21 protein-coding genes and 1 tRNA gene are annotated in these 25,114 nt (G+C 74.1%); 6 read left to right on the top strand and 16 right to left on the bottom strand.

The genetic code is table 11. The annotated features are described in order from the left end of the window. Positions 1–108: 108 nt before the first annotated feature. From ACO06A_RS12240 to rsmI, 4 genes are all read right to left on the bottom strand, one after another. A complete protein-coding gene (locus tag ACO06A_RS12240; protein ID WP_421732492.1) occupies positions 109–1,050 on the bottom strand; it encodes a TatD family hydrolase in 942 nt (313 codons plus the stop codon). After that, a complete protein-coding gene (gene metG / locus ACO06A_RS12235) occupies positions 1,050–2,843 on the bottom strand; it encodes a methionine--tRNA ligase (RefSeq protein ID WP_421732490.1) in 1,794 nt (597 codons plus the stop codon). The genes ACO06A_RS12240 and metG overlap by 1 nt, the downstream gene beginning before the upstream one ends. 33 nt (positions 2,844–2,876) lie before the next feature. Then, entirely contained in the window at positions 2,877–4,010 is a 1,134-nt protein-coding gene (locus tag ACO06A_RS12230; RefSeq protein ID WP_421732489.1) for a PQQ-dependent sugar dehydrogenase, read from the bottom strand. 68 nt (positions 4,011–4,078) lie between these two features. Continuing rightward, on the bottom strand, positions 4,079–4,945 hold the full coding sequence (gene rsmI, locus ACO06A_RS12225) for a 16S rRNA (cytidine(1402)-2'-O)-methyltransferase (RefSeq protein WP_421732487.1): 867 nt from the start codon (positions 4,943–4,945) through the stop codon (positions 4,079–4,081). 84 nt (positions 4,946–5,029) lie between these two features. Between rsmI and ACO06A_RS12220 the strand changes: the two genes are divergently transcribed. After that, positions 5,030–6,799 (top strand): dolichyl-phosphate-mannose--protein mannosyltransferase, encoded by a 1,770-nt coding sequence (locus ACO06A_RS12220; RefSeq protein WP_421732486.1) that lies wholly within the window; start codon positions 5,030–5,032, stop codon positions 6,797–6,799. A gap of 4 nt (positions 6,800–6,803) precedes the next feature. Here the strand turns inward: ACO06A_RS12220 and ACO06A_RS12215 are convergent, their stop codons facing one another. Both ACO06A_RS12215 and ACO06A_RS12210 read right to left on the bottom strand, forming a co-directional pair. Beyond that, positions 6,804–8,270 carry a family 20 glycosylhydrolase gene (locus tag ACO06A_RS12215; RefSeq protein ID WP_421732485.1) on the bottom strand — a complete coding sequence of 489 codons (1,467 nt, stop codon included), beginning with the start codon at positions 8,268–8,270 and terminating at the stop codon, positions 6,804–6,806. Positions 8,271–8,326: 56 nt separating this feature from the next. Beyond that, positions 8,327–9,340: a bile acid:sodium symporter family protein gene (locus ACO06A_RS12210; RefSeq protein WP_421732484.1), complete on the bottom strand. Its 1,014-nt coding sequence runs from the start codon at positions 9,338–9,340 to the stop codon at positions 8,327–8,329. Positions 9,341–9,441: 101 nt separating this feature from the next. On the opposite strand from ACO06A_RS12210, the gene ACO06A_RS12205 reads away from it, so the two are divergent. Further along, entirely contained in the window at positions 9,442–9,717 is a 276-nt protein-coding gene (locus ACO06A_RS12205; RefSeq protein WP_056095537.1) for a GlsB/YeaQ/YmgE family stress response membrane protein, read from the top strand. A 66-nt stretch (positions 9,718–9,783) separates the two neighbouring features. Here the strand turns inward: ACO06A_RS12205 and ACO06A_RS12200 are convergent. The 4 genes from ACO06A_RS12200 to glp form a co-directional block, all read right to left on the bottom strand. After that, positions 9,784–9,856 (bottom strand) — tRNA-Ala (locus ACO06A_RS12200). A 54-nt stretch (positions 9,857–9,910) separates the two neighbouring features. Further along, a complete protein-coding gene (locus ACO06A_RS12195; RefSeq protein ID WP_421732483.1) occupies positions 9,911–11,065 on the bottom strand; it encodes a hypothetical protein in 1,155 nt (384 codons plus the stop codon). Positions 11,066–11,128: 63 nt separating this feature from the next. Then, complete coding sequence (locus ACO06A_RS12190) at positions 11,129–11,725, bottom strand: GNAT family N-acetyltransferase (RefSeq protein WP_421732482.1); 597 nt, start codon at positions 11,723–11,725, stop codon at positions 11,129–11,131. Next, the gene (glp, locus tag ACO06A_RS12185) at positions 11,725–12,963 is read right to left on the bottom strand and encodes a gephyrin-like molybdotransferase Glp (RefSeq protein ID WP_421732481.1); all 1,239 of its coding nucleotides are present in this window, start codon (positions 12,961–12,963) and stop codon (positions 11,725–11,727) included. The genes ACO06A_RS12190 and glp overlap by 1 nt, the downstream gene beginning before the upstream one ends. Before the next feature lie 142 nt (positions 12,964–13,105). On the opposite strand from glp, the gene ACO06A_RS12180 reads away from it, so the two are divergent. Further along, positions 13,106–13,744 carry a 5-formyltetrahydrofolate cyclo-ligase gene (locus tag ACO06A_RS12180; RefSeq protein WP_421732480.1) on the top strand — a complete coding sequence of 213 codons (639 nt, stop codon included), beginning with the start codon at positions 13,106–13,108 and terminating at the stop codon, positions 13,742–13,744. Here ACO06A_RS12180 and ACO06A_RS12175 read toward each other — a convergent pair. After that, positions 13,734–16,304 (bottom strand): penicillin acylase family protein, encoded by a 2,571-nt coding sequence (locus tag ACO06A_RS12175; protein WP_421732479.1) that lies wholly within the window; start codon positions 16,302–16,304, stop codon positions 13,734–13,736. The two genes, ACO06A_RS12180 and ACO06A_RS12175, sit on opposite strands and share 11 nt — an antisense overlap. A 157-nt stretch (positions 16,305–16,461) precedes the next feature. On the opposite strand from ACO06A_RS12175, the gene ACO06A_RS12170 reads away from it, so the two are divergent. The 3 genes from ACO06A_RS12170 to mscL all read left to right on the top strand — a co-directional run bounded on the left by ACO06A_RS12170 (position 16,462) and on the right by mscL (position 18,188). Continuing rightward, entirely contained in the window at positions 16,462–16,785 is a 324-nt protein-coding gene (locus ACO06A_RS12170; RefSeq protein WP_421732478.1) for an FmdB family zinc ribbon protein, read from the top strand. A 147-nt stretch (positions 16,786–16,932) separates the two neighbouring features. Continuing rightward, on the top strand, positions 16,933–17,613 hold the full coding sequence (gene cpaB / locus ACO06A_RS12165) for a Flp pilus assembly protein CpaB (RefSeq protein WP_421732477.1): 681 nt from the start codon (positions 16,933–16,935) through the stop codon (positions 17,611–17,613). A 107-nt stretch (positions 17,614–17,720) separates the two neighbouring features. Beyond that, on the top strand, positions 17,721–18,188 hold the full coding sequence (gene mscL, locus ACO06A_RS12160; RefSeq protein ID WP_421732476.1) for a large conductance mechanosensitive channel protein MscL: 468 nt from the start codon (positions 17,721–17,723) through the stop codon (positions 18,186–18,188). A gap of 55 nt (positions 18,189–18,243) precedes the next feature. On the opposite strand, the gene ACO06A_RS12155 is transcribed toward mscL, so the two are convergent. From ACO06A_RS12155 to ACO06A_RS12135, 5 genes are all read right to left on the bottom strand, one after another. Then, the gene (locus tag ACO06A_RS12155; RefSeq protein ID WP_421732475.1) at positions 18,244–19,185 is read right to left on the bottom strand and encodes a DUF4862 family protein; all 942 of its coding nucleotides are present in this window, start codon (positions 19,183–19,185) and stop codon (positions 18,244–18,246) included. Between the two features lie 153 nt (positions 19,186–19,338). Continuing rightward, a complete protein-coding gene (locus ACO06A_RS12150; protein WP_421732474.1) occupies positions 19,339–19,941 on the bottom strand; it encodes a dienelactone hydrolase family protein in 603 nt (200 codons plus the stop codon). A 43-nt stretch (positions 19,942–19,984) separates the two neighbouring features. Then, a complete protein-coding gene (locus tag ACO06A_RS12145) occupies positions 19,985–20,239 on the bottom strand; it encodes a hypothetical protein (RefSeq protein WP_421732473.1) in 255 nt (84 codons plus the stop codon). 24 nt (positions 20,240–20,263) lie between these two features. Then, positions 20,264–24,646, bottom strand: a complete 4,383-nt coding sequence (locus ACO06A_RS12140; protein ID WP_421732471.1) for a hypothetical protein — start codon at positions 24,644–24,646, stop codon at positions 20,264–20,266. 335 nt (positions 24,647–24,981) lie between these two features. Further along, a complete protein-coding gene (locus tag ACO06A_RS12135; RefSeq protein WP_421732470.1) occupies positions 24,982–25,104 on the bottom strand; it encodes a hypothetical protein in 123 nt (40 codons plus the stop codon). Positions 25,105–25,114 lie beyond the last annotated feature (10 nt).

The following is a 25,114-nucleotide window of genomic DNA, read 5'->3' as shown; positions in this document are numbered from 1 at the left end:
TGGACGCAGGTCCGACCGTAACCGATCCGTGACCGACGCGGTAACCCGAGGTCCGTCCTCCGGGACCGGGATCACCCGACTGTCCGGCGACAGACCGGGTCATACCGCTCACCACGAGCCGTAGACGGCCTCGGACGTGGCCGCGAGCGCCGTGCACACGTCCGCCAGCGGCCGACCGGTGACCTCCGCGACCGTGCGGACCGTCCCGGGCAGCAGGTACGGGGCGTTGGGGCGGCCTCGGAACGGGTGCGCGGTCAGGTACGGGGCATCCGTCTCGACGAGCAGCAGGCTGGGCGGGACCTCGCGGAGCGCGTCGCGCAGGGCGTCGTTGGCGCCGAACGACACCGGGCCGGCGAACGAGAGGTACCACCCGTGCGACACGGCCAGGCGGGCCAGCCCGGCGTCGCCGGAGAAGCAGTGGAAGACCGTGCGGTCGGGGGCGCCGTCGGCCAGCAGCACCTCCACGACCTCGTCGTGCGCGTCCCGGTCGTGAATCTGCAACGCGAGGCCCAGCTCCTTGGCCAGCGCGATGTGCGCGCGGAACGCCTCGCGCTGCACCGCCCGGCCGGCCGGCCCGGCGCGGAAGTGGTCGAGGCCGGTCTCGCCGATCGCGCGGATGCGCGGGTTGGACCGCGCTGTCTGCTCGACGCGGTCCAGCGCGTCGGCCAGGCCGACCTCGTGGGTCCCCTCCGGGTCGAGCCCGTCGGGCGCCACCTCGACGATCCCCGCGTGCCGGACCGCCTCGTTCGGGTGGATGGCGACGGCGCCGAGCAGCTGGGGGTGGTCCTGGACGACGCGGTCGGTCCACGCGATCGACTCGTAGTCGCAGCCCACCTGCACCATGCGGGTCACGCCGACGGACGCGGCGCGCTCGAGGTGCGCGGCGAGGTCCGCCGCCGGCCCGTCGGCCGCCGTGCCGTCGTCGTCGCGGTGCCAGCCGTGCGCCCGCCACGTCACCACCGAGTCGAGGTGCGTGTGGTTGTCGACGACCGCGACCGGCAGCGGCTCGGGCGGCGCGGGCCAGCCGCGCTCCCCCTTCGACCGGGCCATCAGGCCTGGCGCAACCGCTCGAGCTCCTCCTCGACGATGGAGTCGTCGAGCTTGGTGAACACCGGTACCGGCTTGGCCACGGGAGTGCCCGGCACGATCTGCTCGGAGCGCCACGGCGCGACCGTGCGGCCCAGCTCGTAGTCGCCCGTGATGATCGGGTAGTGGCGCGAGTCGTCGTCCAGGTCGGTGACCTCGTCGATCCGCGGCAGCGGCGAGAACGTCCCCGTGCGGCCGAACGTCTCGTGCACCGCCTGCGCCGAGTGCGGCAGGAACGGCGCCAGCAGGGTGTTGGCGTCGCTGACCGCCTGCGCGGCCGTGTGCAGCACCGTGCCCAGGCGGTCGCGGTCCTGCGTCAGCTTCCACGGCTCGGTCTCGGAGATGTACCGGTTGGCCTCCTGGACCACGCGCATCGCCTCGCTGACCGCGGCCCGGTTGCGGTGGGTGCCGAGCAGCTCGCCGACCTTGCCGAAGCCCGCCGACGTCGTCGCGAGGAGGCCCTGGTCCACCGGCTGCAGAGTGCCCGGCGTCGGGATCTCACCGAAGTTCTTGGCGATCATGCTCGCGGTCCGGTTGACCAGGTTGCCCCAGCCCGCCACCAGCTCGGAGTTGGTGCGCGTCTTGAAGTCCGCCCACGTGAAGTCCGAGTCCTGGTTCTCCGGGCCGGCCACCGACAGGAAGTACCGCAGCGCGTCCGGCTGGTACCGGGACAGGACGTCGCGCACGTAGATGACGACGCCGCGCGAGGAGCTGAACTGCTTGCCCTCCATGGTGAGGAACTCGCTCGACACCACCTCGGTGGGCAGGTTCAGGGTGCCGAACTGCCCCGGCGAGCCGCCCTTCGTCCCGCGACCGTCGTAGGCCAGCAGCTCGGCCGGCCAGATCTGCGAGTGGAACGTGATGTTGTCCTTGCCCATGAAGTAGTAGCTCAGGGCCTCGGGGTCGTTCCAGAACGGGCGCCACGCGTCGGGGTCGCCCTTGCGGCGCGCCCACTCGATCGACGCCGACAGGTACCCGATGACCGCGTCGAACCACACGTACAGGCGCTTGTTCGGGTTCTCCTCCCACCCGGGCAGCGGCACGGGGATGCCCCAGTCGATGTCCCGGGACATGGCGCGCGGGCGCAGGTCGTCGATGAGGTTGAGCGAGAAGTTCAGGACGTTGGGGCGCCAGTCGGTGCGGGTGCGCAGCCACGCCTCGAGCGCGCTCGCGAACGCCGGCAGGTCGAGGAAGAAGTGGGTCGACTCGACGAACTTGGGTGTCTCGCCGTTGATCCGGCTGTGCGGGTTGATCAGGTCGATCGCGTCCAGCTGGTTGCCGCAGTTGTCGCACTGGTCGCCGCGCGCACCGTCGTACCCGCAGATCGGGCAGGTGCCCTCCACGTACCGGTCCGGCAGGGTGCGTCCCGTGCTCGGCGAGATGGCGCCGAGGGTGGACTGCTCGATCATGTAGCCGTTCTTGTGCACCGTGCGGAACATCTCCTGCACGACCGCGTAGTGGTTGCGCGTCGTCGTGCGCGTGAACAGGTCGTACGAGAGACCCAGGTTGGTCAGGTCCTCGACGATCACCCGGTTGTACCGGTCCGCCAGCTCCTGCGGGCTCGCGCCCTCCTGCTCCGCGAGCACCAGGATGGGCGTCCCGTGCTCGTCGGTGCCGGAGACCATCAGCACCTCGTTGCCCGCCATCCGCATGTACCGGCTGAAGATGTCGGAGGGGACACCGAACCCGGCGACGTGACCGATGTGACGGGGGCCGTTCGCGTAGGGCCACGCGACGGCCGAGAGGATGCGAGACATGCGCCCGATCCTAGGTGAGCGGCGCGACGGCTTTCAGTCGACGACCACGCGCAGGATGCGGTCGTCGCCCGGGCGGGGGTCGCCCCGGCCGTCGGTGTTCCCGGTGATCACCCACAGCGACCCGTCCGGCGCCGGCGCGACCGCGCGCAGCCGGCCACGCTCCCCGTCGAGCAGCGCATGCGGGGTGCCGACGCCGTCGTCGGTCAGCGGCACCCGCCACAGCCGCTCGCCGCGCAGCCCGGCCAGGTAGACGGCGTCGGCGGTCACGGCCAGGCCGCTCGGCGACGCGTCGTCGGTCGCCCAGACGGCCACGGGCTCCACGAAGCCGTCGACCGCTCCCTCGCCCTCGACCTCGGGCCAGCCGTAGTTGCCGCCCGGCTCGATCAGGTTGAGCTCGTCCCACGTGTTCTGGCCGAACTCCGAGGCGAACATCCGTCCGTCGGGCGCCCAGCCGATCCCCTGCACGTTGCGGTGCCCGAGGCTCCACACCGGGGAGTCCTCCTCCGGGTTGCCGGGTGCGGGGTCACCGTCGGAGGTGATGCGCAGGATCTTGCCGTTGAGGCTGTCCGGGTCCTGCGCGGAGGGCGGGTCGCCGGCGTCGCCGGTGGTCACGTACAGGTAGCCGTCCGGCCCGACGGCCAGCCGGCCGCCGTCGTGGTTGCCCGCCTTGGCGATGCCCGTGAGGATCGGCCGCAGCTCGCCCAGCGTCGACCCGTCGAGCGCCCCCCGCAGGACCCGGTTGTCGTCGGCCGCGGTCGCGTACAGGGCCAGGTCCACCGCGCCGCCCGACGACCCGAGCACGGCGACGCCGAGCAGCCCGCCCTCACCGCTCGGGACCACGATGTCGGCGAGCTCGTCGGCACCCGGTCCGGTCACGTCCGTCGCGGCGCCGTCGGGCCCGACGAGCACCAGCTGGGCCGCGTCCCGCAACGTGATGACGGCCTGGCCGTCCGGCAGGAACGCGATCCCCCACGGGACGGCGAGGTCCCCGATGAGGTCATCGACCTCCGTCACCTGGCCGGTCGCCGGAGCCGAGTCCGACGGGCTCGCGGCGCTGGTCCGGATCGGCGTGGTCGTCGGCTCCGGGGACTCCGCCGGGGACGTGCAGCCCGTGAGCGCCGCGACGGCCACCGCCAGCCCGACCCACGCCGTCCGTCGCACACCCATGCCTCAGCCGACCACGCGGCGAGCGGCCCCGCACTCCGGGGACCGCCCTGACCTGGGACGCGGGTCGGTCAGCGCGCCTTCGCCGCCAGCGCGGCCGCGTACAGGTCCCGCTTCGGGACGCCGGCCGCCGTCGCCACCTCGGCGACCGCGTCCTTCAGCCGTTCCCCACCGTCCGCCCGGGAGAGCACCTCGGCCACCAGGTCCGCGGTCGACAGCTCGACGGCCTTCACCGCACCGCCGACCACGACGACGATCTCCCCCCGCACCTGGTCCGCGGAGGCCCACGCGGCGAGCTCGGCGAGCGGTCCCCGGACGATCTCCTCGTACGTCTTGGTCAGCTCCCGGCAGACCGCGGCGGGCCGGTCCGCCCCGAAGGCGTGGGCCATCGCGGCCAGCGTGTCGTCCAGCCGGTGCGGTGCCTCGAAGAAGATCATCGTGCGGCGCTCGTCGGCCAGCAGCTCGAACGCCCGCGCGCGCTCCCCGGGCTTGCGCGGGGGGAAGCCCTCGAAGCAGAACCGGTCGGTCGGCAGGCCGGACAGCGCCAGCGCGGTCAGTACCGCGCTGGGGCCGGGCGCAGCGGTGACGGGGAGACCCGCGGCCACAGCGGCGCCGACCACCCGGAAGCCGGGGTCCGAGACGGCGGGCATGCCGGCGTCCGTCACCACGACCACGGTGCCCCCGCCGGCGACGACCGCGAGCACCTCCGCCGACCGCTCGACCTCGTTGTGCTCGTGGAAGCTGAGCACCCGGCCCCCGATCTCGACGCCCAGGCGCGCGGCGAGCGCCCGCAGCCGGCGGGTGTCCTCCGCGGCGACCACGTCCGCCTCCGCGAGCAGCCGCCGCAGGTGCGCCGACGCGTCCTCCGTGTTGCCGATCGGCGTCGCGGCCAGCACGAGGCGGCCGGGCGTGTGCGGGCTCGTGCTCGTGGTGCTCACGCGGTCAGCCTGCCACCTCCCCCCAGGCCCACCCCGCAGCACGGTGCCCTCCCGAAGCCCAGGCGCCGCCCCTACGATGACCGCGTGCCGCCCATCGGAGACGACGACGCCCGGACCCTGACCGCCCGTCAGGGAGACGCTGCTCCCCTCGACGGCCCCGATGACCTCAGGACGCCGCTGGACGACACGGCCACCGAGACCGTCACCCAGACCGTCACCGAGACGGTCCCACCGGGCGAGCCTCGCGAGTTCGAGGGCCCCCAGGAGTCCACCCACCGCCAGCTGCTGCGGCGCCTGGTCGGCGACGACACCCTCGCGATGGACGCCACCCCGCGCGCCCGCCTGACGGGCTGGTTGTGGCCGCTGGCCGTCACGGCGCTCGCCGCGGTCCTGCGGTTCTGGGACCTCGGCCGGCCGCACAGGCTGGTCTTCGACGAGACGTACTACGTCAAGGACGCGTTCTCGCTGCTGGTCAACGGCTTCGAGGCCACCTGGGGCGACGAGCCCAACCCCGCGTTCGAGGCGGGCGACACCAGCGGCCTGACCAGAACCGGCTCGTACGTGGTGCACCCCCAGGTGGGCAAGTGGCTGATCGCGCTGGGCATCCACGTCGGCGGCGGGGTCGGCAGCTCGGCGGCGTGGCGCCTGTCAGCGGCGGTCTGCGGGGTGCTGGCGGTCCTCATGGTGGCGCGCATCGGCCGACGACTGTTCGCCTCCACCGCGCTGGGCACCCTGGCAGGGCTGCTGATGGCGGTCGACGGCGAGGCGATCGTCATGTCGCGGATCAGCCTGCTCGACCCGTTCCTCATGTTCTTCGTCCTCGCCGCGTTCGGCGCGCTGCTGCTGGACCGCGACCAGGCCCGGCGACGCCTGGCGGACCGGACGGCGCGGCTGCTCGACGCGGGCGACGACCTCGGCGACGGCCCGCGGCTCGGGGTGCGCTGGTGGCGGCTCGCCGCGGCGGTGCTGCTCGGCCTCGCGCTCGGCACCAAGTGGTCGGCGATGTACTTCCTCGCGGTGTTCGGGCTGCTGAGCGTCGCGTGGGACCTCACCGCCCGGCGCACGATCGGCGTGCGGCACTGGTGGCGCGCCGGGATCCTCAAGGACGGCATCGTGGCGGGCGTGTCGATGGTCGGCGTCGCGATCGTCGTCTACGTCGGGTCGTGGTGGTCGTGGTTCGCGCACTCCGAGGCCTACGGGCGGCTCTGGGCGGTGCAGAACCCCGAGCTCGGGGTCCAGTGGCTGCCGCCGGCACTGCGCTCGTTCTGGAAGTACCACCAGGACATGTGGGCGTTCCACAACGGCCTGGAGACGCCGCACTCCTACGCCGCGCACCCGCTGGGCTGGATCGTGCAGTGGCGGCCGACGTCGTTCTGGTACCCCACCGAGGTCTCCGGGCTGACCGGTCAGGCGGCTCAGGACGCGTGCGGTGCGACCAGCTGCTCGCAGGCGATCGTGGCGCTCGGCAACCCGGTGATCTGGTGGTGCGCCGCGGCGGCGATCCTCGTCGCGGCGGTCTGGCTGTTCCGCTACCGCGACTGGCGGGCGGGCGCCGTGCTCTCCGGCATCGTCGCGGGCTGGCTGCCGTGGTTCGCCTACGCGCACCGCACGATCTTCACGTTCTACTCGATCGCGTTCACGCCCTGGGTGGTTCTCACCCTGGTCTACGTGATGGGCCTGGTGGTCGGCCCGAAGGACCTGGACCCGCGCGGCCGGCGGTGGGCGATCATCGGCTGCGGGGCGCTCGTGGCCCTGATCCTCGGCGTCAGCGCGTTCTTCTACCCGGTCTGGACCGCGTGGATCGTGCCGTACACCTTCTGGCACTCGCACATGTGGCTCCAGACCTGGGTGTAGCGCCTCAGCTCGGCCAGTCCACCTGCGGGCTCGCGTGCCAGACCAGCCCGAGGCGGTCCCAGAAGGGTGCCTGCTGCGCGATCCGGGTGCGGAAGTCCTCCCAGTCGCGCCGCTCGGGTGCCGACCACGCCACCTCCGCGACGGCGGCCAACCGGGGCAGCAGCATCTGCGTGAGCCCGGACAGGTCCCGGATCGTCTCGGTCCACACGGCGGCCTCGACGCCGATCACCGAGTCCGCCGGCACGCCCTCGATCAGGGTCGACGGCTCCCACTCGTAGGCGTCCCGCAGCTCGATGTGCCCCGCCCACTCCAGGCCCAGCTCCGTGCTCGCGTCGTACTTCATGTCGAGGTAGGCCTTCGACGCGGGCGACATCAGCAGCAGCGCACCGGCGCGTGCCGCAGCGGCGAACGGTGCCGGGTCCACCCGCGTGTCCCAGTACTGCACGACCGTGCCGGGCTCCACCGCGGTGTGCGCGATCTCCTGCCAGCCGACCACCTTCTTGCCGGCCGCCCGGACGGCGGCGGAGGCGGCCGCGACGAGCGTGGCGTACTCGTCGGCCGCCATGGTCAGCACCTCGTCGCCGCCGATGTGCACGTAGTCGCCCGGCGTCATCGCGGCGACGTCGGCGAACACGTCGGTCAGGAAGGCGCCCGTCGCGGGCAGGTCCGCGTGCAGCCGGCTGAACCCGACCTCGATGCCGGTGTAGCTCTCGGTCGGCTCACCCGACGGGGTCAGCTCCCCGTAGGCGTGCGTCGCCGCGTTGACGTGGCCCGGGACGTCGATCTCGGGCACGACGCGCACACCCCGCACCGCCCCGTAGGCGACGAGGTCCGCGAAGTCCTCGGCCGAGTAGAAGCCGCCCGGGTCCCCGTCGACGGACGTGCTGCTGGAGAGCCTGGTGAGCAGCGGGCGCGACGGCACGTGCAGCCGCCACCCCTGGTCGTCGGTGAGGTGCAGGTGCAGGACGTTCAGCTTGTAGTGGGCCATGACCCCGATGACGACCTTGAGGTCGCGCGCGGGGAGGTAGTGCCGGGCGACGTCCACCGACAGGCCCCGCCACTCGTACCGCGGCGAGTCCTCGATGCGCACGGCGGGCACCCGGAGCACGCCGCCCGGAGCGGACACGATCAGCTGGCGCAGCGTGACGACGGCACGGACGAGTCCCGCGGGCGTGCGCGCCTCAAGGTCGATCCGCCCGTTGCGCGCGATCAGCCGGTAGGCCTCGTCGCCCGGCGGCAGGTTCTCGACGAGCCGCAGGCGCACGATGTCCGACGCCCCGCTCTCGGCGTACCGCACCTCGACGGACCGTCCCCCGACGCGGCCGAGCAGGTCCGCGACGAGCACCGCGAGGCCGATCAGGTCGGGGCGACCCTCGGCCACCACGGTGGTCGCCTCGGTCAGGACGAAGGGTGCGTCCCCGGTCCGCTCCAGCACGGCGGGCTGCGGGATGACGGCGATCACGTCGGGCACGGGGCTCCTCGGCGGAAGGGCGGCGGACGACCTTGTCGAATCGTTCCGGGCAGACGCTACTCGACCCGCGCGGCGAGCCGCCGCGCGAGCACCGCGCAGGTGGCCAGCTGGAGCTGGTGGAACGCGATCACGGGCAGCGCCACGCTCGCCGCGAGCACCGGGTCGAACAGGACGGCAGCCATCGGCAGGCCCGTGGCCAGGCTCTTCTTCGACCCGCACATGAGCAGGGCCACCCGGTCGCCCCGCTCCAGCGCGAGCCACCGACCCCCGTTCCACGTGAGCACGAGCATCGCCGCGAGCATGGCGGCGCACACCACCAGCAGGGCGACCAGGGCCACCCAGGTGACGTGCGACCACGCCCCCGACACGGTCGCCTCGCTCACCGAGGTGTACGCGACGAGCACGATCGTGCTGCGGTCGGTGACCCGCGTGAGCTGCGGCCGGGCGCGCAGCCACGGTCCGATCCAGCGCTGCACCAGCTGCCCGAGCGCGAACGGCAGCAGCAGCTGGAGCAGGATCCCGGTGACGTTGCTCCCCGACACCGCGGCGGTGCGGACCATGAGGACCGCGACGAGCAGCGGCGTGAGCACGATGCCGACGACGTTCGAGATCGTCGCGCCGGTGATCGCCCCGGCCACGTTGCCGCGCGCGATCGACGTGAACACGACCGACGACTGCACGGTCGACGGGAGCACCGCGAGGTACAGCAGCCCGGTCTTGAGCTCGGGCGCGAGGACCGCGTCGGGCAGCAGCTGGACCAGCAGGCCGAGCACCGGGAACGCCACGTACGTGGACGCGAGCATCGACCCCTGGAGCCGCCAGTTGCGCAGGCCGGCCCAGACGTCACCGGTGGCCAGACGCGCGCCGTACAGGAAGAAGAGGAGCACGATCGCCGCGGTCCGCACCACGTCCAGCACGTCCGCGACGCCGCCCTGCGCCGGCAGCAGCAGCCCCAGCAGGAGCGCCGAGAGGATCATCACGACCAGCGGGTCGACCCACGCGCGAATCCGGTGCCAGCGGCTCTGTGAAGCGATCCGGGTGGGCACGCCAGAAGGCACAGCGGAGGGCACGGCCACAGTGTGCCATTCGCGCTCGACGCGCGAATCCGACAAATCACCCCTAGATTCATCGGTCGTACCCGATCGAACCCCTCGAAGTCTAGGAGTTCCACATGACACCCGAAGGCATCATCTCCGCGATCATCATCGGCGCCGTGATCGGCATCCTCGGCCGACTCCTGGTGCGCGGTCGTCAGCGCATCTCGCTGCTGCTGACCATCGTGATCGGAATCGTCGCCGCGCTCATCGGGACGTACCTGGCGTCGCTCGTCGGCGTGCAGGACACGGCCGGCGTCGACTGGATCGAGCTGCTCTTCCAGGTCGTGCTCGCTGCGGTCGGTGTGGCCGCCGTCTCGGGCAACCGCAGCCGCCGACGCAGCCTGCTCTGAGCCTGCGCTCAGACCCGCGAACGACGAAGGCGGCCTCCCGATGGGGGGCCGCCTTCGTGCTGCGGGTGGAGCTGAGGGGATTCGAACCCCTGACCTTCTCATTGCGAACGAGACGCGCTACCAACTGCGCCACAGCCCCGCGAGCGGGCTAAAGACTAACACCAGCGCCCGGTGGATCGCGAAATCCGGGCGGTCACTCCCCCGCGACGCGACGCTTGGCCAGGACGGCGTTCAGGTCGATGCTGCCGGTGGTCTCGACGGGTGCCTCGAGCGGCGCGCGCTCGCTCCCGGCGGGTGCCTCGGCCTCCGCGGTCCGGGCGGCGGTCGACCCCTCGAGGTTCTCCAGCGGGACCGGCTCCCGACGCGGCGCGGTCGCCTTCATCGTGTAGGTGGGGCGCGGCACGGGCACCGGCGACCAGGCCTCGTCGTCCTCGACGGCCGGCGTCTCGGTGGACCGCTCGGCGACGGACCGGCGGACCACAGGGACCTGCCCGGTCGACGCGTGGCGCGCGGGGCCGTCGGACTCGCCCTTGTCCTCGACGATGCGCTCGAAGACCTCGGTGCTGGCGTCGGACGGGTGGACGGCCCGGCCGGTGACGAAGGCCATCGGGGCCTCGAGCGGAGCAGCGGCCGCCGGAACGGCCTTCTGGGCAGACTTCTCGGTGGCCTTCGGCGTCGACTTCTCAACCGGAGCCGCCGCTCGCGTCGCGGTGGCCACCGCACGCATCGCGCCCGTGCGCGGACCGGAGGCCACCCGGCGCTCGTCGGCGATCTTCCGGGCCCAGGCTTCGTCGGCCTCCCGCCCGGCCAGGACGGCACGACGGCCGAGCACGAGGACGGAGCCGAGCAGGAGGGTCGGCACGGCGCCCGCGACCCAGGTGACGAGCGGGCTCAGCCCGACGGCGGCCCAGCCGACGACGGTCGCGACCACGAGGAGGCCGGCCAGGAGCGCGCGACGGCGCGCGGCGGCTGCGCGACGGGCGACGGAGGCCGCCCTGGCGGCACGCGCCTGCGCGGCGCGGCGAGCCGCGTCGGCGGTCATCCGGTCCTGGGTGCCGTGCGGTCGGTCCACGGTGGTGCCTCCTGTCGCGCTCCCGGTGGCCACCGGGAGCCCCTTGCCCGGGGTCAGCAGCCCCGCGGTACTGCTCGCCGTCGGCCCGCACTCCGCGGACGAGGCCTCCAGACGGATGCGCCGGTCGCTCACCGCGACCACGCGCAGCGCCTCGGAGAACCGGTCGTCCGCCCGGGACTCGAGCAGCTGCTGCCGGTGCCGCAGCTTGTGCGGCACCAGGTATGCCACCCACAGGCCGACCAGCGCGAGCGCGACCGGTCCTGCGAGATCGTTCACGTCACGACGGTAGGCGTCCGCACCGCGCCCGTTCGGGACCAGTGCGGCGTGTCGGCCTGTGCGTCACCCGTTCCGGGTCCGCCAGCGTGCGAGCAGCCCGCCGGGCACGTCCTCGACGGTGAGCGCGAACGAGCGGTGGTCGCACCAGCGGTCCTGGATGTGCAGGTACTTCTCGCGCAGTCCCTCGTCTCGGAAGCCCAGCTTCTCGACGACCCGCAGCGACGGCCCGTTCTCCGGACGGATGTTGATCTCCACGCGGTGCAGCGCGAGCGCGTCGAAGCAGTGGTCGGTGGCCAGCGCGACCGCGGTCGGGGTGATCCCCAGGCCGGCGACGTGCTCGGACACCCAGTACCCGATCGCCGCGGACCGCAGCGACCCGTAGGTGATGGACGAGACCGTCAGCTGCCCGACCAGCCGCCCGTCGAGGTCGATGGCGAACGGCAGGGTCACGCCGGCGCGGGCCTGGGCGGACAGGGACCGCACGAAGGTGCCGAACGACGGCCGCGGACCGGTGACGGGTACCGGGCTGGTGGCGTCCCACGGCTCCAGCCATGCCGCGTTCTGCGCACGCAGCGCCATCCACGTGTCCTGGTCGCGCCGGCGCAGGGGTCGCAGCCGGACGCTCCCCTCGACGAGCACGGCGGGCCATCCGGGGGCCATCAGCCCTCCAGGACCAGGCAGTGGACCACCTGTCCGGGATGCACGGTCAGGTCCTGCTCGCCGACGACCGCGAGCGCGTTGGCGTGCGCGAGCGCGCTCACCGACGGCGCCGAGGGGTCGCCGATCGGCGTCACGCGGTAGCCCTCGTCGGGCGAGCCCAGCACGGTGGCCGGCACGAACTGTCGCAGCCCCGGAGGGGAGACCCAGCCCTCGGTCACCTCCGCGGCGACCGACGGGCGGAACAGCTCCGTGTGCCCGGCCATGGACCGCAGCGCGGGCCGGACGAACACCTCGAACGACACCTGCGCGGCGACGGGATGCCCCTGGAGCGCGAAGATCGGCACGGACTTGTCGCTGGCCAGGTCGTCCGCCACGGTGCCGAACCCGTGCCGCTGGCCGGGCGTCATCGCGATCTGGTCCAGCCGCACGCTGCCCATGGGCGCCAGCACGTCCTTGACCGTGTCGTGCGTCAGCTCGGACAGGCCGCCGGTGATGACGATGAGGTCGGCGCGCACCAGCTGGTCCTCGATGGCCTCCCGCAGGACCGCGCGGTCGTCGCCCAGGATGCCGACCCGCACGGCCGCTGCGCCGGCGTCGCGCACGGCAGCCTCCAGCGCGTGACCGTCCGCCTCGAACACGCCACCCCCGGACCGGTCGGCGTTCGTGCCGGGCTCGATCAGCTCGTCGCCGACGGAGAGCAGGACCACGCGCGGGGTCGGGTGGACGCGCAGCCGCCCCCGGCCCATCGCGGCGGCCAGCGCCAGCTGCCGGGCGCCGAGCCGGGTGCCCGCCTCGAGCACGACGCTGCCCGCACGGACGTCGGACGCGGCGGCGCGCACGTGCTGACCGGCCACCGCGGGGCGCTGCATGGCGACCCGCGCGGTCCCCCGGTCGGTCTCCTCCAGGGGCACCACGGCGTCGGCGCCCAGCGGCAGCGGCGCCCCGGACGCGATCCGGACCGCGGTGCCGGGCACCAGACGGAGCGGACCGCCCGCGCCGGGGCGCACGTCGTGGGCGACCGGGAGCGCCTGCGCGCTCGCGTACCCGGCACCGGCCGTCTCGTGGGCGGCGACGGCGTACCCGTCGCGCGACGCCACGGCGAGCGCGGGCAGGTCGTGCGACGCGGTGACGTCGGCCGCGAGGATGCAGCCCACGGCGTCACGCAGCACGACGTCGAGGGGTGCGACCGGTCCGACGGCGGCCAGCACGGCCGCGAGGTGATCCTGGACCGATCTCATCCGGGCATTGTGCCCTGAACAGCAGCTCGGTCGGGCGGAAGCGTGCTGAGAGTCTGCGCGAGCTCCCCCAGTCACGCGCGGAAGTCACAACTCATCCCTCGGACGGTCGTCGGGGGGTCGGTGGGTTTGCGACACTGGTCCCATGAGCAGCGTCGCCCAGCCGTATCCGCGCGTGTCCGAGGGTGACGAGGTCGAGGACGTCAAGGAACGGCTGCGGGTGGCCATCCGCAACGCCCGCAAGATGCGCTCCGTCCGGCTCCGTGAGGCCGCCGCACGATCGCTGGCCGACGTGGTCCTCACCATCCCGGCGGTCGCCGAGGCCTCGTGCGTCTCGGTGTACGCCGCGCGTGCCACCGAGCCCGGCACCGGCCCGCTCCTGGAGGCCCTGGCCGCCCGCGGCGTCCGGCTGCTCCTGCCCGTGCTGGGCAGCGGCCTCCAGCGGGACTGGGCCGAGTACGCGGGCGTCGACGACCTGCGCGAGCGCGCCCCCGGCCGACCCCCGGAGCCCGGCGGCCCGACGCTCGGCGCGGCGACGCTGGCGGAGGCCGACGTCGTGATCGCCCCGGCGCTGGCGGTCGACACCACCGGCGCGCGGCTGGGCCAGGGCGGCGGCTGGTACGACCGCGCTCTGGAGCACCTCCGGCCGGGCGCGCCCGTGATCGCCCTCGTCTTCCCCGAGGAGCTCTACGACGCCGCCACGCGTCCGCTGCCGCGCGAGCGGCACGACCGGCTGGTCGACGCGGTGGCGACGCCGCAGGAGTGGCACCCCATCACGGCGTGAGCGTCAGCCTGTCCCGGGCGTCTGCCTCGGTCGCGGCCCCGGTGAACGGCCACGGGAACGTCTCCCCGCGCGACCACGGGCCCAGCTGGTCCGCGTAGTGCACGCTCGCCGGATGGCCCGAGGCGCCGGTGAGGGTCACCCACGTGGACGCGTCGAGGTCACCGAGGTCCACCACCATCCGCATCGACGGCGCCGCGGTCACCCCGAACGACTCGGAGCTGGCGTCCCAGGCGGTGGCGTCCACGATCGACGACCCGCCGCCCACGGGGACCGGGTCGGGGTTGACCAGGTTGCGGATCACCCCGGGCAGCGACGACCCACCCAGGACCGGGTGCTCGGGCGCTGCGGTGTGCACGCGCCCCCAGCGCCACTCGGACGCGTCGCGGCCCAGCTGGACGGTGAGCTGCCGGCGCGCCTCGACCATGGCGCGGGTCAGCACCTCGTCACGACCCTCCACGACGCCCGCGGTCGTCTTGTCGTCCCACCACGGTGACGCGGGCTCCTCGAGCAGCCGGCGGACCACCTCGAGCCAGCGCGACCCGCCGTTCGGCCCGTAGCCGTCCGGCAGGTCGTCCGCGAAGGCCGAGCTGAGCACGTCGACCCAGACCGCGGCGAAGTAGGCCGCGGCGGCGGAGTCGGGCGACTGCACCCGGTCCCACGTGCGCAGCAGCTCCTGGCCGTCGTCGTAGAACGCGTCGTCGATGTCGAGCGTGAGGAGCACCGGGACCAGCACGTCCGCGAACGGGCTGTGCTGGTCGTTCTGGATCCGGGCCATGTCCGCCACGTCGACCTTGCCCTCTGCGGTGGCCGCGGTGAGGAGCTCGCGGATCCGCTGCGCGCGGTAGCCGTAGTCCCAGTCGTCCGTGAGGAACGGCCCGACGCCGGCGGGGGTGACCGCCTGGTTGGCCGTGACGACGATCCCCTCGACCGGGTCGAGCGCGCGCGGCATGGCGGCCGGGTCGACGAAACCCTGCCAGTCGTACCGGCTGTCCCAGCCCGGCCGCGGCCACGTGCCGTCCGAGGGGACCGGGCTGTCGGGGACGTTCGCGCGGACCGGGATGCGCCCCGGCGCCTGGTAGCCGATGTGGCCGTCCGTCGTCGCGAAGACGATGTTCTGCGACGGCACGTCGAACAGCGCGGCCGCCGCCTGGATGTCCGCCGCGGACTTCGCGACGTCGATCGCCAGCACGGCGTCCATGGTCCGGCCCGGCTGGAGGGCGGTCCACGCCAGCGCGACCTCGAAGGTCCGGCCCGGTGCGTCCTCGGGTACCGGCGCGGCGTCGACGCCCACGAGGTCCAGCACGTCAGACACCAGCGGACCGTGCACGGACTCGCGGACGGTCAGCTCCACGTCGTCGCCGCCGTTGACCTTGATGACCTCGGTGCGCTCGGTGATCGGCGCCGACGCCCCGTCGAGCCGGGTGGTGTCCTCGTCGACCCGCTCGAGGACGAAGTCGGTGACGTCGGCGCCCAGGTTGGTCAGGCCCCACGCGAGCGAGCCGTTGTGCCCGATGACCACGCCGGGCATGCCGGCGAACGCGAAGCCGGAGACGTCGAACGGGCAGGCGGCCGACACCTCGTCGCAGCGCAGGCCGATCTGCTCCCAGATGCCGGGCGCGGAGATGCCGAGGTGCGGGTCGTTGGCCAGCAACGGCTTGCCCGACTCGGTGAGGGCACCGGACACCACCCACGAGTTCGAGCCGACGCCCTCGCCGTCGCCCATGAGGTGCGGCACGGCGGCGAGCGCGGCCGACGCGGAGGCCATCGCCTCCTGGAGGTCCGCGCTGTCGAGGTCGAGGGGCGCGGCGCTCGTCGACGCGGTCGGCTGCGCCGTGGTCACCGGGAGGTTCGCGGCGGTGAGGATCGGCAGGTTGAGGTCCTGCGGGTAGGCGGGGAAGAGCTCCTCGACGCGGGCGACGTCACCGATCGACGAGTACGAGGCGGCGCGCTCCAGCTCCTCGTCGTAGTTGCCCCGCAGGTCCCACGCCATGGCCTTCAGCCACGCGAGCGAGTCGATGGGGTCCCACTCCTCGGGCACCCCGACCTCCACCTGGAGCCCGAGGACGCTGTACTCGACGGCGACGGCACCCGGGTCCCGGCCGTCGAGGTAGTCGTTGACCCCGTCGGCGTAGGCCTGGAGGGCGTCACGCGTGGCGGGCTGGAGCAGGTCCCACTCCTGCTGGGCCACCCGGCGCCAGCCGAACGTGCGGATCACCTTGTCCGCGGCCAGCGCGTCCTCGTTCTCCCCGACCAGCTCCGAGAGGCGTCCGGATGTCACGTGCCGGCGGTAGTCCATCTCGAAGAAGCGGTCCTGCGCGGCCACGTAGCCCTGGGCGCGGAAGAGGTCGCCCGACGTCGTCGCCGTGATCGTCGGGACGCCGCGGTCGTCGCGCGTCACGACGACGTCGGCGTCGAGCCCGGTCAGCTCCTTCTCGCCCGAGACCTCCGGGAGCGGGCGGCGCACGACGATCACGGCGGTGACCATCACGGCGACGAGCGCGAGGACGACCACCGCGGCGACGGTGACCAGGGAGACACGAAGGAGGCGACGACGAGGCACGCTTCGGAGGGTACTTCGCCGCCGCGGCTCCGGCCGTCGTGGTGCCCGGCGCGGGCGGTCGGAATGTCCCGACCGGCACAACGGTTAGGATTGGCACTCGGATGATGCGAGTGCCAGACCATCGCGACCCGCTCGACCAGCTGCCAGGAGACCTTCAGTGCCCACCTACGCCTACGCCTGCACGGCGTGCGGTCACGCCTTCGAGACCGTCCAGTCGTTCAGCGACGACTCGCTGAGCGTCTGCCCCGAGTGCGACGGACGCCTGCGCAAGGTCTTCTCCTCGGTCGGCGTCGTGTTCAAGGGCTCCGGCTTCTACCGCAACGACGCGCGCGCCGGTGCCAAGTCGTCGGCCCTGAGCCCCGCCGCCAGCACGCCGAGCTCCTCGCCGGCGTCGAGCTCGTCCTCGTCGTCGTCGGACTCCTCGTCGTCGAGCACGCCGTCGACGCCCGCGCCGGCAGCGAAGCCCGCGGCCTCCGCCTGACCGTCCCGCCCTGAGCCTCGGCGTCGTCACCTCCGGGTGACGGCGCCGTTCTGTCGAGCCGCCCGCAGCCCACGCAGACGCGCCGGTCCTCCCCAGCACTCTGCGCCCCGGCGCGCTGCCCGGGCGGCCGCTCTACCGTCGGCCGTCATGCACCCCCAGCTGCTCGCCGGACGTCCCGCGCCGCTCCCCCACCGCCGCCGACCGTTCGCGGTGGCCGTCCGGTCCGTGCTGTGGCGCTGGCGGTTCGCGGTCGCTGCGGTGCTCGTCGGCATCGCCGCCGCCTCCACGGTGCAGTCGCTGCGCCCGCCGGACCCACCCACGTCGGCGGTCGTCGTCGCGTCCCGCGAGATCCCGGCCGGGACCGCGCTGACCAGCGCCGACGTCCGCGTCGCCCGGTTCCCGCAGTCCGTCGCGCCCGCCGGTGCGATGGCGGACCCGGCGGAGGTGATCGGCAGCTCGGCCGCCGTCCCGCTCGCGGTCGGCGTCCCCGTCCTGTCCGGTCTGCTGGCGGACGACGAGGTCCGCGGCCCACCCGGCACCGTCGTCGCGACGGTCCGGTTCGCCGACCCCGCGGTCGCCGGGCTGCTGTCGCCGGGCGTCCGGGTCGACGTGCTGGCTGCTACGCCGGAGGGCGGACCGGGCGGGGTCGTGGCGACACGTGCGCTCGTCCTGCCGGTCGCCCGCCAGGACTCCCCCGGCGGGGCCCTGGGGCTGAGCGGCTCCGGCGACGCGTCCGTCCCGGTCCTGCTCGCCGTCTCCCCGACCGAGGCGCCCGCCCTTGCGGGAGCGGCCGCTTCCGCCTTGCTGTCGGCGGTCGTCGTGCCATGATCGTGCAAACCGGACGGGTTGCGCCGACGGAGCACGACAACCCCCAGACCTCCGACCCACCTCAGTGGCCGCAGAAGGCGGACCACCGACCGAAGGGAATCGCGACGATGCTCCAAGGATTCAAGGACTTCATCTCCCGCGGGAACGCGATCGAGCTGGCCGTCGGTGTCGTGATCGGCGCCGCGTTCGGCCAGGTGGTCGCGGCGCTCGTCGACGGGTTCATCGGCCCGCTGATCGCCGCCATCCTCGGCCAGACGGATCTGAGCACCGTCTGGTCCTTCACGATCAACAACGCGGTCTTCTCGTTCGGCCTGATCCTCCAGGCCCTGATCCTGTTCCTGTTCACGGCCGCCGCCGTGTACTTCTTCATCGTCGTCCCGATGAACGCCCTGGCCGCCCGCCGCAAGCGCGGCGAGGAGGCCGAGCCCGAGGCTCCGGCCGAGGACATCCTGGTGCTCCAGGAGATCCGCGACCTGCTGGCCCGCAACCTCACCCCGGCGATCGTCAACGACGCGGGGGCCGGAGCGACCTCGCGTCCGACCACGCCGCCGCCGTCGATCCCGCCGACCGCCTGACCGCACTGAGCGCGCCGGCGAGGGTCGGAAGACGTCCGGCCCTCGCCGACGGCCGTCAGCGACCGTCCGCCCGCGTGCCCTGGTCGAGCATGGCCAGCGCCGCGCGTGCGACGGCGACGCGCTGGTCCGGCCGGGTGGCGTCGGGGTGGGTGGTGACCTTCACGCCGACGTAGCGCGCCGTGCCGGCGGTGGCGGTGAGCGTGGCATGCACCTGGGCACGGTCCAGCAGGCTGGCGCTCGACGCCGCCAGCGCCGGGTCGTCGCCCGCCGGTGCGATGTGGGTGTCGTCCCACGGCTGGCCCCAGGCGGTGAGCCGGTCCGTTGCCCCGGAGAACATCACCCCGCCGAGGATGCCGGCGTCGACCGCGGCACGAACGTGCTCGGCCGGGGTGGAGGCGGAGCGGCCGTCGATCGCGGACCGTCCCCAGTTCACCGTCAGACGCGCCGCTCCGCCTGCCAGCACGGCGAGCTCGTCCTCGAACGACAGGAAGCCCTTCTGCGGCACACGCGTCGACTCGGCTGCGTCGCAGTGCTCGACAGCGACCAGGGCGCCCGCGAGGTCCAGGGCGGCGATCTGCTCCATCGAGCGGGCCAGAGCCTCCGGGGAGGCCAGCGTCGTCGGTGCCGAGTTCACCTGCACGGCACGCACCCGGACGCGCCCGGCCTGCTGTGCGAGGTCCTGCGCGAGCCGAGCGGCGACCGCGACGTCGTCGAGTGCGGCACGGCGGCCGTCCTCGTCGGTGGATGCCAGTCCGTACCGAGGGTCGCCGCCGAGCCGCTGCATCACCGTCGGGATCGTGGTGACCACCAGGTCCCACGCGGGCAGGACGTGCTCGTCCCACCACGCCGCGGGGGCGGACGCAGCGGCGAGCGGGAGCTCGAGGCCGGCGATCGGCAGGTCGGCGAGCAGTCGGTACGTCTCGCGGGCCGCGGTCGGCGACATGCCCGCGACCAGGGCGTACGCGCCGAGGAACGGCCGGCCGGCTCCTGTGGTCATGTGCCCGTCGGCGTGTCGAGGGCGCGCACCCTGGCGAGAGCGCGGCGCCGTTCCGGTGGAGACTGGGCGACCTTCAATGGACTCTCCTGACAGATGGCGGCTGATGTCTGAGCGACCAGGCGTGTACCGCCGCCGACCGGTCCGGATCCCGCGCTACCGGAGTGCGTCGAGGAACGCCAGCGAGCGCTCGGTGAGCAGCTGCGCCGCCGCCGGGTCGTAGGAGGACAGGCTGCTGTCCGCGAACAGGTGCTGGTCGCCCGGGTAGACGAAGAGCTCGGCGTGCTCGGCCTCCTTCACCAGCGCGCGGGCCGCGTCGATGTCCCCCTCGCCGGCGAAGAACGGGTCGGCATCCATCCCGTGGATCTGCACCGGGACCCCCTTGGGCCACGGGCTGTCGAACTCCGCCGTGGGCACGCAGGACTGGTAGAACAGCGCGCCGCGGGCGCCCGGACGCGTCTGGGCGAGCATCTGCGCGGGCAGCACCCCGAGGGAGAACCCGGCGTAGACCAGCCCGGCGGGCAGCGTGTCCACGGTCTTCTGACCGCGGCCCATCACGGTGCCGAACCCGACCTCGTCGGCATAGGCCAGGCCCGCCTCGAGGTCGTCGAACACGTGCCCGTCGAACAGGTCCGGCACGTGCACGGTGTGCCCGGCAGCGCGGAGCGTCTCCGCGAACTCCTGGACGCCGGACGTCAGTCCCTGGGCGTGGTGGAACAGCAGGACCTCAGCCATCGATCTCTCCTTCGTGGGGTGCACCCGCGCAACTCGGCGATCCTCTCGCACGGGTCCGACACGCGCGCTACCAGTGCGGCGGCTTGTCCTGGCTCAGCCGGTCGTCGTTGGAGCCGGCGTCACGGTCGCCCCAGCCGACATCGGAGTCGTCGACGCTCCGCCGCGCGACCGCCGGCTCAGGCGCGGGTGCCGCCGACCCGGCCGGGGCCGGAGTCGCCACAGCGGGGTGCGTCGAGACGAGGTTCGCGTCGTCGCCCCCGACCGTGCCCGCGTGGCGGACGGCCCGGCGCGGGCGACGCGCAGGAGTCTCGGGCGAGGTCACGCCTCGATGATCCCACCTGGTCGGTCAGCGCATGGCGCGGGTGATCGCGCTGCGCACCGCGGTGTCGATCCGGTACGACCGGCGCGTGATGCCCAGCTCGTCCCGGAGCGCCGCCGCCAGCTGCTCGCGCGACCGCTCCTGCTCGTCGGACTGGAGCCACGTCACCAGCTCGTCCAGCTGGTCGTCGCTGTAGGCCCCGATCGGCAGGCCGCGGCGCACGTCGGGCCGCTGCCGGGTCGGCACCGCCAGGGCGAGCTGGAGCGCACGGCTGGGCGGCTCCTCGGTGGTCTCACCGACGGGCTCGTCGACGGGCTCTGCGGCGGCCGGCCCGACGTCGGTCGGCTCAGAGTGGGCGGCCTCGATGACCTCGACCGTCGACCACACCCCCGTCGCCGGGCGGGGCTCGTCGGGATGCGCGGAGGCCCGCGCTGCCGCCCGGGCGGCCGAGGACTCGGGCGTCGGCAGCTCCTCGGCGTCGTCCGCCTCGTCGAGCAGGCCCAGCTGCAACGGGGCGCTGCGGGGCGGCGCCGGGGCGGGGACGCGCGCGTGTACGGCCCGGCGGATGCGGTCGACCTCCGCCTGCGGGTCCATGAACGCGGCTGCGGACCAGACGCGGATGACGCTCCAGCCCACACGCTCGAGGCGGTCGGCGGTGAGGCGGTCGCGCACCCGGACGCTGGGCTCGGCGGTGTACTCGGCGTCGTCGGTGAGCACGGCGACGAGCATCTCGCCCGGCAGGTCGGGGTGGCCGACGACCAGCGGGATCCGGTCGCCGCCGGGGATGCCGTGGTCGGCCTCGACCAGCAGGCCGTGCTTCCAGAGGCGCTCGGCGAGGTCGAGCAGCAGGCGGTCGGGCTCGGCCGCCGCAGCCAGGGCCTCGTCCGCGGCAGCGGCCGCGGCGGACAGGGACCGCAGCAGCGGGTCGGTCGGCTCGGGCGGCGTCACCAGGTCGGCGACGTCGTGCCCGGCGCCGCGGCGGGCGGCGAACGCGAGCAGGTCGGCCAGCAGCCGCGGACCGGGACCGCGCAGCCGCTCGGGGTCGAGGTCGTCGGACCCGAAGCACGCCACGACCGTCAGCCGGTGCCGGGTGGAGCCGAGCGCGTCGAGCAGCAGGGCGTCACCGCCCGGCGCGGAGATCGGTCCGAACGTGTGCAGCACGCGCCGGTGCGGGGTCCGGCCCAGGCCGAGCGACAGGATGATCGCCTCGCGGCGCAGGCCGGCGACGTTGGGCAGGTCGGTGACCACGAACGGGTCGACGCGGCCGGAGTCGAAGAACGCGGCGAGCGCGGGGTTGCCGCGGACCTCCGACAGCACCGCCTCGCGGACGGCCTCCGCGTGGGTCGAGGTGACCGTGATGACGGCGAGCGTCTCGTCGGGCCGCAGCAGCGCGTGCGTGAGCACCATCTCGACGACGTGCTCGACCTCCTCGCGCGTCGAGTCCACCGACCCGGTGTCGGGGTCGGGCATGCCCGTGCCGTCCACCACGTCGAGGCCGACCAGCGGGCGGTACTGCGGCAGGGGCGTCGCGCGGAGCACGCCGGCGTAGCCGTGGGCAGCCAGGAACGCGGTCAGGTAGGGGTCGCGGCGCGACGAGTCCGCGCGCAGCGCCACCGCGGGCAGCACGTCGGCCAGCTCCCGGACGGCCGAGCCGGAGGCGCAGCGGGCGTCGCCGACGACCACCACCTGCCGGCCGCGCGCCACCGCGGCGAGCGCGACCTCGATCGGCAGGTGCGCGGCGGAGTCGATGACCACCAGGTCCACCGTGCGCGTCGGCGGCAGCACCTGCGGGACCAGCATCGGGCTGGCGGCGACCACCGGCCGCAGGCGTCGCGCCACGTCAGGGTGCCGGACGACGGTGTCGCGCAGCGAGGTCAGCCGGTCCTCGACCAGGTCCCCGAACAGCGCCTCGGCCTGCTCCCGGTGCTGGCGCAGCGCGTGCGAGACGTGGCCGACGACCGCGCCGAGCACCGGTCCGGACAGGCTCTTCACGTGTGCGCGGTCGAGCGTCGCGTACTGCGCGGACAGCGCACCGAGCGCGGTGCCGTCGTACCCGGCCAGCGCGGGGTCCTCCGAGAGGATCTGCTCGATGACGGTGCTCCACCAGGCCAGGTCCAGCTCGGCCGGCGCGAGCGCGGGGTCGATGCGGCGGGTCGCCAGGTCGTCGACCAGCGCACCGAGGCCCGCCGAGCGCAGGCGGTGCAGGAGGCCGGTACGGGCGGGCAGGTCCGCGAGCGCATCGGTGTCGGACCGCAGCCGGGTCAGCCGCTCGGTCAGCGCCGCGAACGGCAGGCTCGACAGGCCGCCTCCGCCGGGGGTGGTCACCAGCACCTCGTCGAGCGCGTCGAGGTCCGCGCGCACCGCCGCGAACTCCTCCTCGATGTGCTCGAGGCCGTCGGGCAACCGCGGCCAGCCGCCGGACGGGCAGTGCGCCTGCCAGATCTCCCGCTGGGCCTGGACCTCCAGCAGCCCCGCGTGCAGGTCGGCCACCGGGCGGCCGGGCCGGACCATGTCCTTCGACTGCTTGCGCAGCCGGCGACGGAGCCAGTAGCCCATCTCCATCCCGCGCTCGGCCCGCCACTCCTTGGTGGCCGTGGCGGCGACGAGGTCGGCGGCGGTGCGTTCGAACACGATCGGCTGGAACACGTCGAGCGCCGCGCGCACGCCGTCGAGCATGGTCAGCTGCTCGGCCCACGCCACGACGGTGGTCGCCTGCGTCAGGCCGGTCTCGGCGGCCACCTGCGCGGTGCGCTCGACCAGTGCCGGGAGGGTGGAGTCGAGCACGCGGGCCAGCCGGCGGACCACGTTGTCGGCGTCGGCACGCGTGCGCAGGTCGGCGCCGTACCAGGGGGTGTCGGTGGGCCGCATGCGGAACGCGCCCAGCTCCCCGGCGCGCACCAGGTCGGCGGTCAGGTCTGCGCGGCGGGGCGCGTCGAGCACCCGGGCGACGTCCGGCGACAGGCGCACGGTCGTCTTGGGCGTCGGCCGCGTGGAGGTGAGGCGCGCCAGCTGCTGGAGCGCGTCGTACGCCGAGACGCCCCACGGGGTGCGCTCGGCGTGCAGCGCGTCCACGTACGACCGGAGGCGCTCCCGCGTGCCGACGAGCTCGCCGCGCAACGCCACGACCCCGTGCGCGTCGACCGCGGGCGCCTCGAGCGTCATGGCACCGAGCAGGCGCCGGGCGATCGCGGAGCGCCAGCCGGCCTCGGGCGCGACGTCGAGCAGCAGGTCACCCAGGCCCAGCGCGCCCAGCCGGTCCGCGAGCGCGGTGGCCGCGCGGCGGTGCCCCGGTACGTACAGGACGGTGCGGCCGCTGGCGGCGGCGTCGGCGACCAGGGCGGCCAGCGTGCCCGTGACGTCGGCGCCCGCGGGGGCGTCGACGAACAGGTGCGCGCCGGTGGCCACCACGTCGAGCACGTGCTGCTGCGCGGGGTCCAGGTCCCCGACCCCGCGCTCGTGGCCGGGGTCGCGGTCGCCGCGGACCGGGACGGGCAGCACGCGACGCAGCCGGGTCCGGGACTCCTCGACGCCCGCGAGCGCGGAGACGACCTCGTGGCGCTCGAGCGTGCCGGACAGGTTGTCGAGGTCGTCGACCAGGATCTGCCCGGGGTGCACGAAGGTGCCGACGACGACGCGCTCGCTCATGGAGAAGTCGTCGAGCACGGCCTCCCCCAGCGAGGTGAGCCGCTGGAGCGCGCCGCGCGGGTCGAACCCGTTCGAGGTGAAGGTGCCGCGCGCGACCGCGCCCGGGTCGAGCAGGGCGCCGCGTGCCCGCAGGGCGCGGGCGAGCACCGGGTTGACCTCGAGCGACGGCTCGAGGGCCAGCTCGTAGTCGCTCTCGCCCGACCCCCGGGCGCGCAGGGTGACGGGCCGCAGCAGCACGGGGGCGCGGACGGTGCGCGGGGCCGCGGCGTCGTGCTGCTCGCCCTCCCCGGCCCGCTGGCGGGTGACCGAGGCGAGCGCGGCGACGTCGTCGCTGGCGATGTCCGGCGTGGTGCGCTCGGTCCAGGTGGCGACGCCGATGGCCAGCGACGTGGGCGCGATGCCGTACCGCTGGGCGTACACGGCGGCGCGGGCGCTCACGGCCCGCGCGCGACGGCGGGCCGTCGAGAGGGCCGACCCCTCGCGGATCAGGTTGGACAGGCGCGTCTCGCGGCCGGCGTACAGCTGCGAGATGCCGGACGGGTGCGCGGCCGACAGGTCGAGCGCGGCGTCGCCGAGCAGCTCGACGTCGACGAGCGTCGACCCACCTGCGGCCTCGACGAGGGCAGCACGCCACGTGGCGACGGCTCCTTCGAGGAGCTCGTCAGGCGTGGGGGGCTCGACGAGCACCGGGCGGTCGGCTGGGTCTGCGCCGGTCTCAGGAGCCTGGTCGGGTCCCGGGCCGGAGGTGCGCACGGGGACGGTCACGCTGGAACGCTAACCGCGCTGCCGCGTGTTCTCGGGCATGGCGCGCCGTAGGCGGCCGACCCGGACACGCAGAGAGCGGGACAGGTCAGGGGACCCGTCCCGCTCTCCGGACGCTACGACGGTGCGCACCGCGCAGGGGGCAGGCGATGCGCACCGTCAAGACGAGTGTGCGGCACGAATACGGTGCTGGTCAAACGTCCAGGCCGCCCATCCGGGTGAATCCGCCGGGTGGAATGGCGAACCTGGGAGTCGTCTGCACGCGGCCGGTGAACGGCGGCCCCGGTGGCGCCGCCGCACCGCTGTCAGCGGGTGCGGCGACGCGGGCAGGGGTGTCGTCAGTTGGTGCCCTTGCAGCACGGCTGGGCGGACAGCTGGGCGCCGGCGGACGACGCGGTGGCACCCGTGATGCCGGTGACGGCGGCGAGGGCGATGACCAGGGCGATGCTGAGCTTCTTCATGAGGGGACCT

Origin of the sequence: Cellulomonas sp., assembly GCF_965229465.1 — a bacterium.
Classification (GTDB): Bacteria; Actinomycetota; Actinomycetes; order Actinomycetales; family Cellulomonadaceae; genus Cellulomonas.
This window is presented reverse-complemented; position numbering and strand designations above follow the sequence as displayed.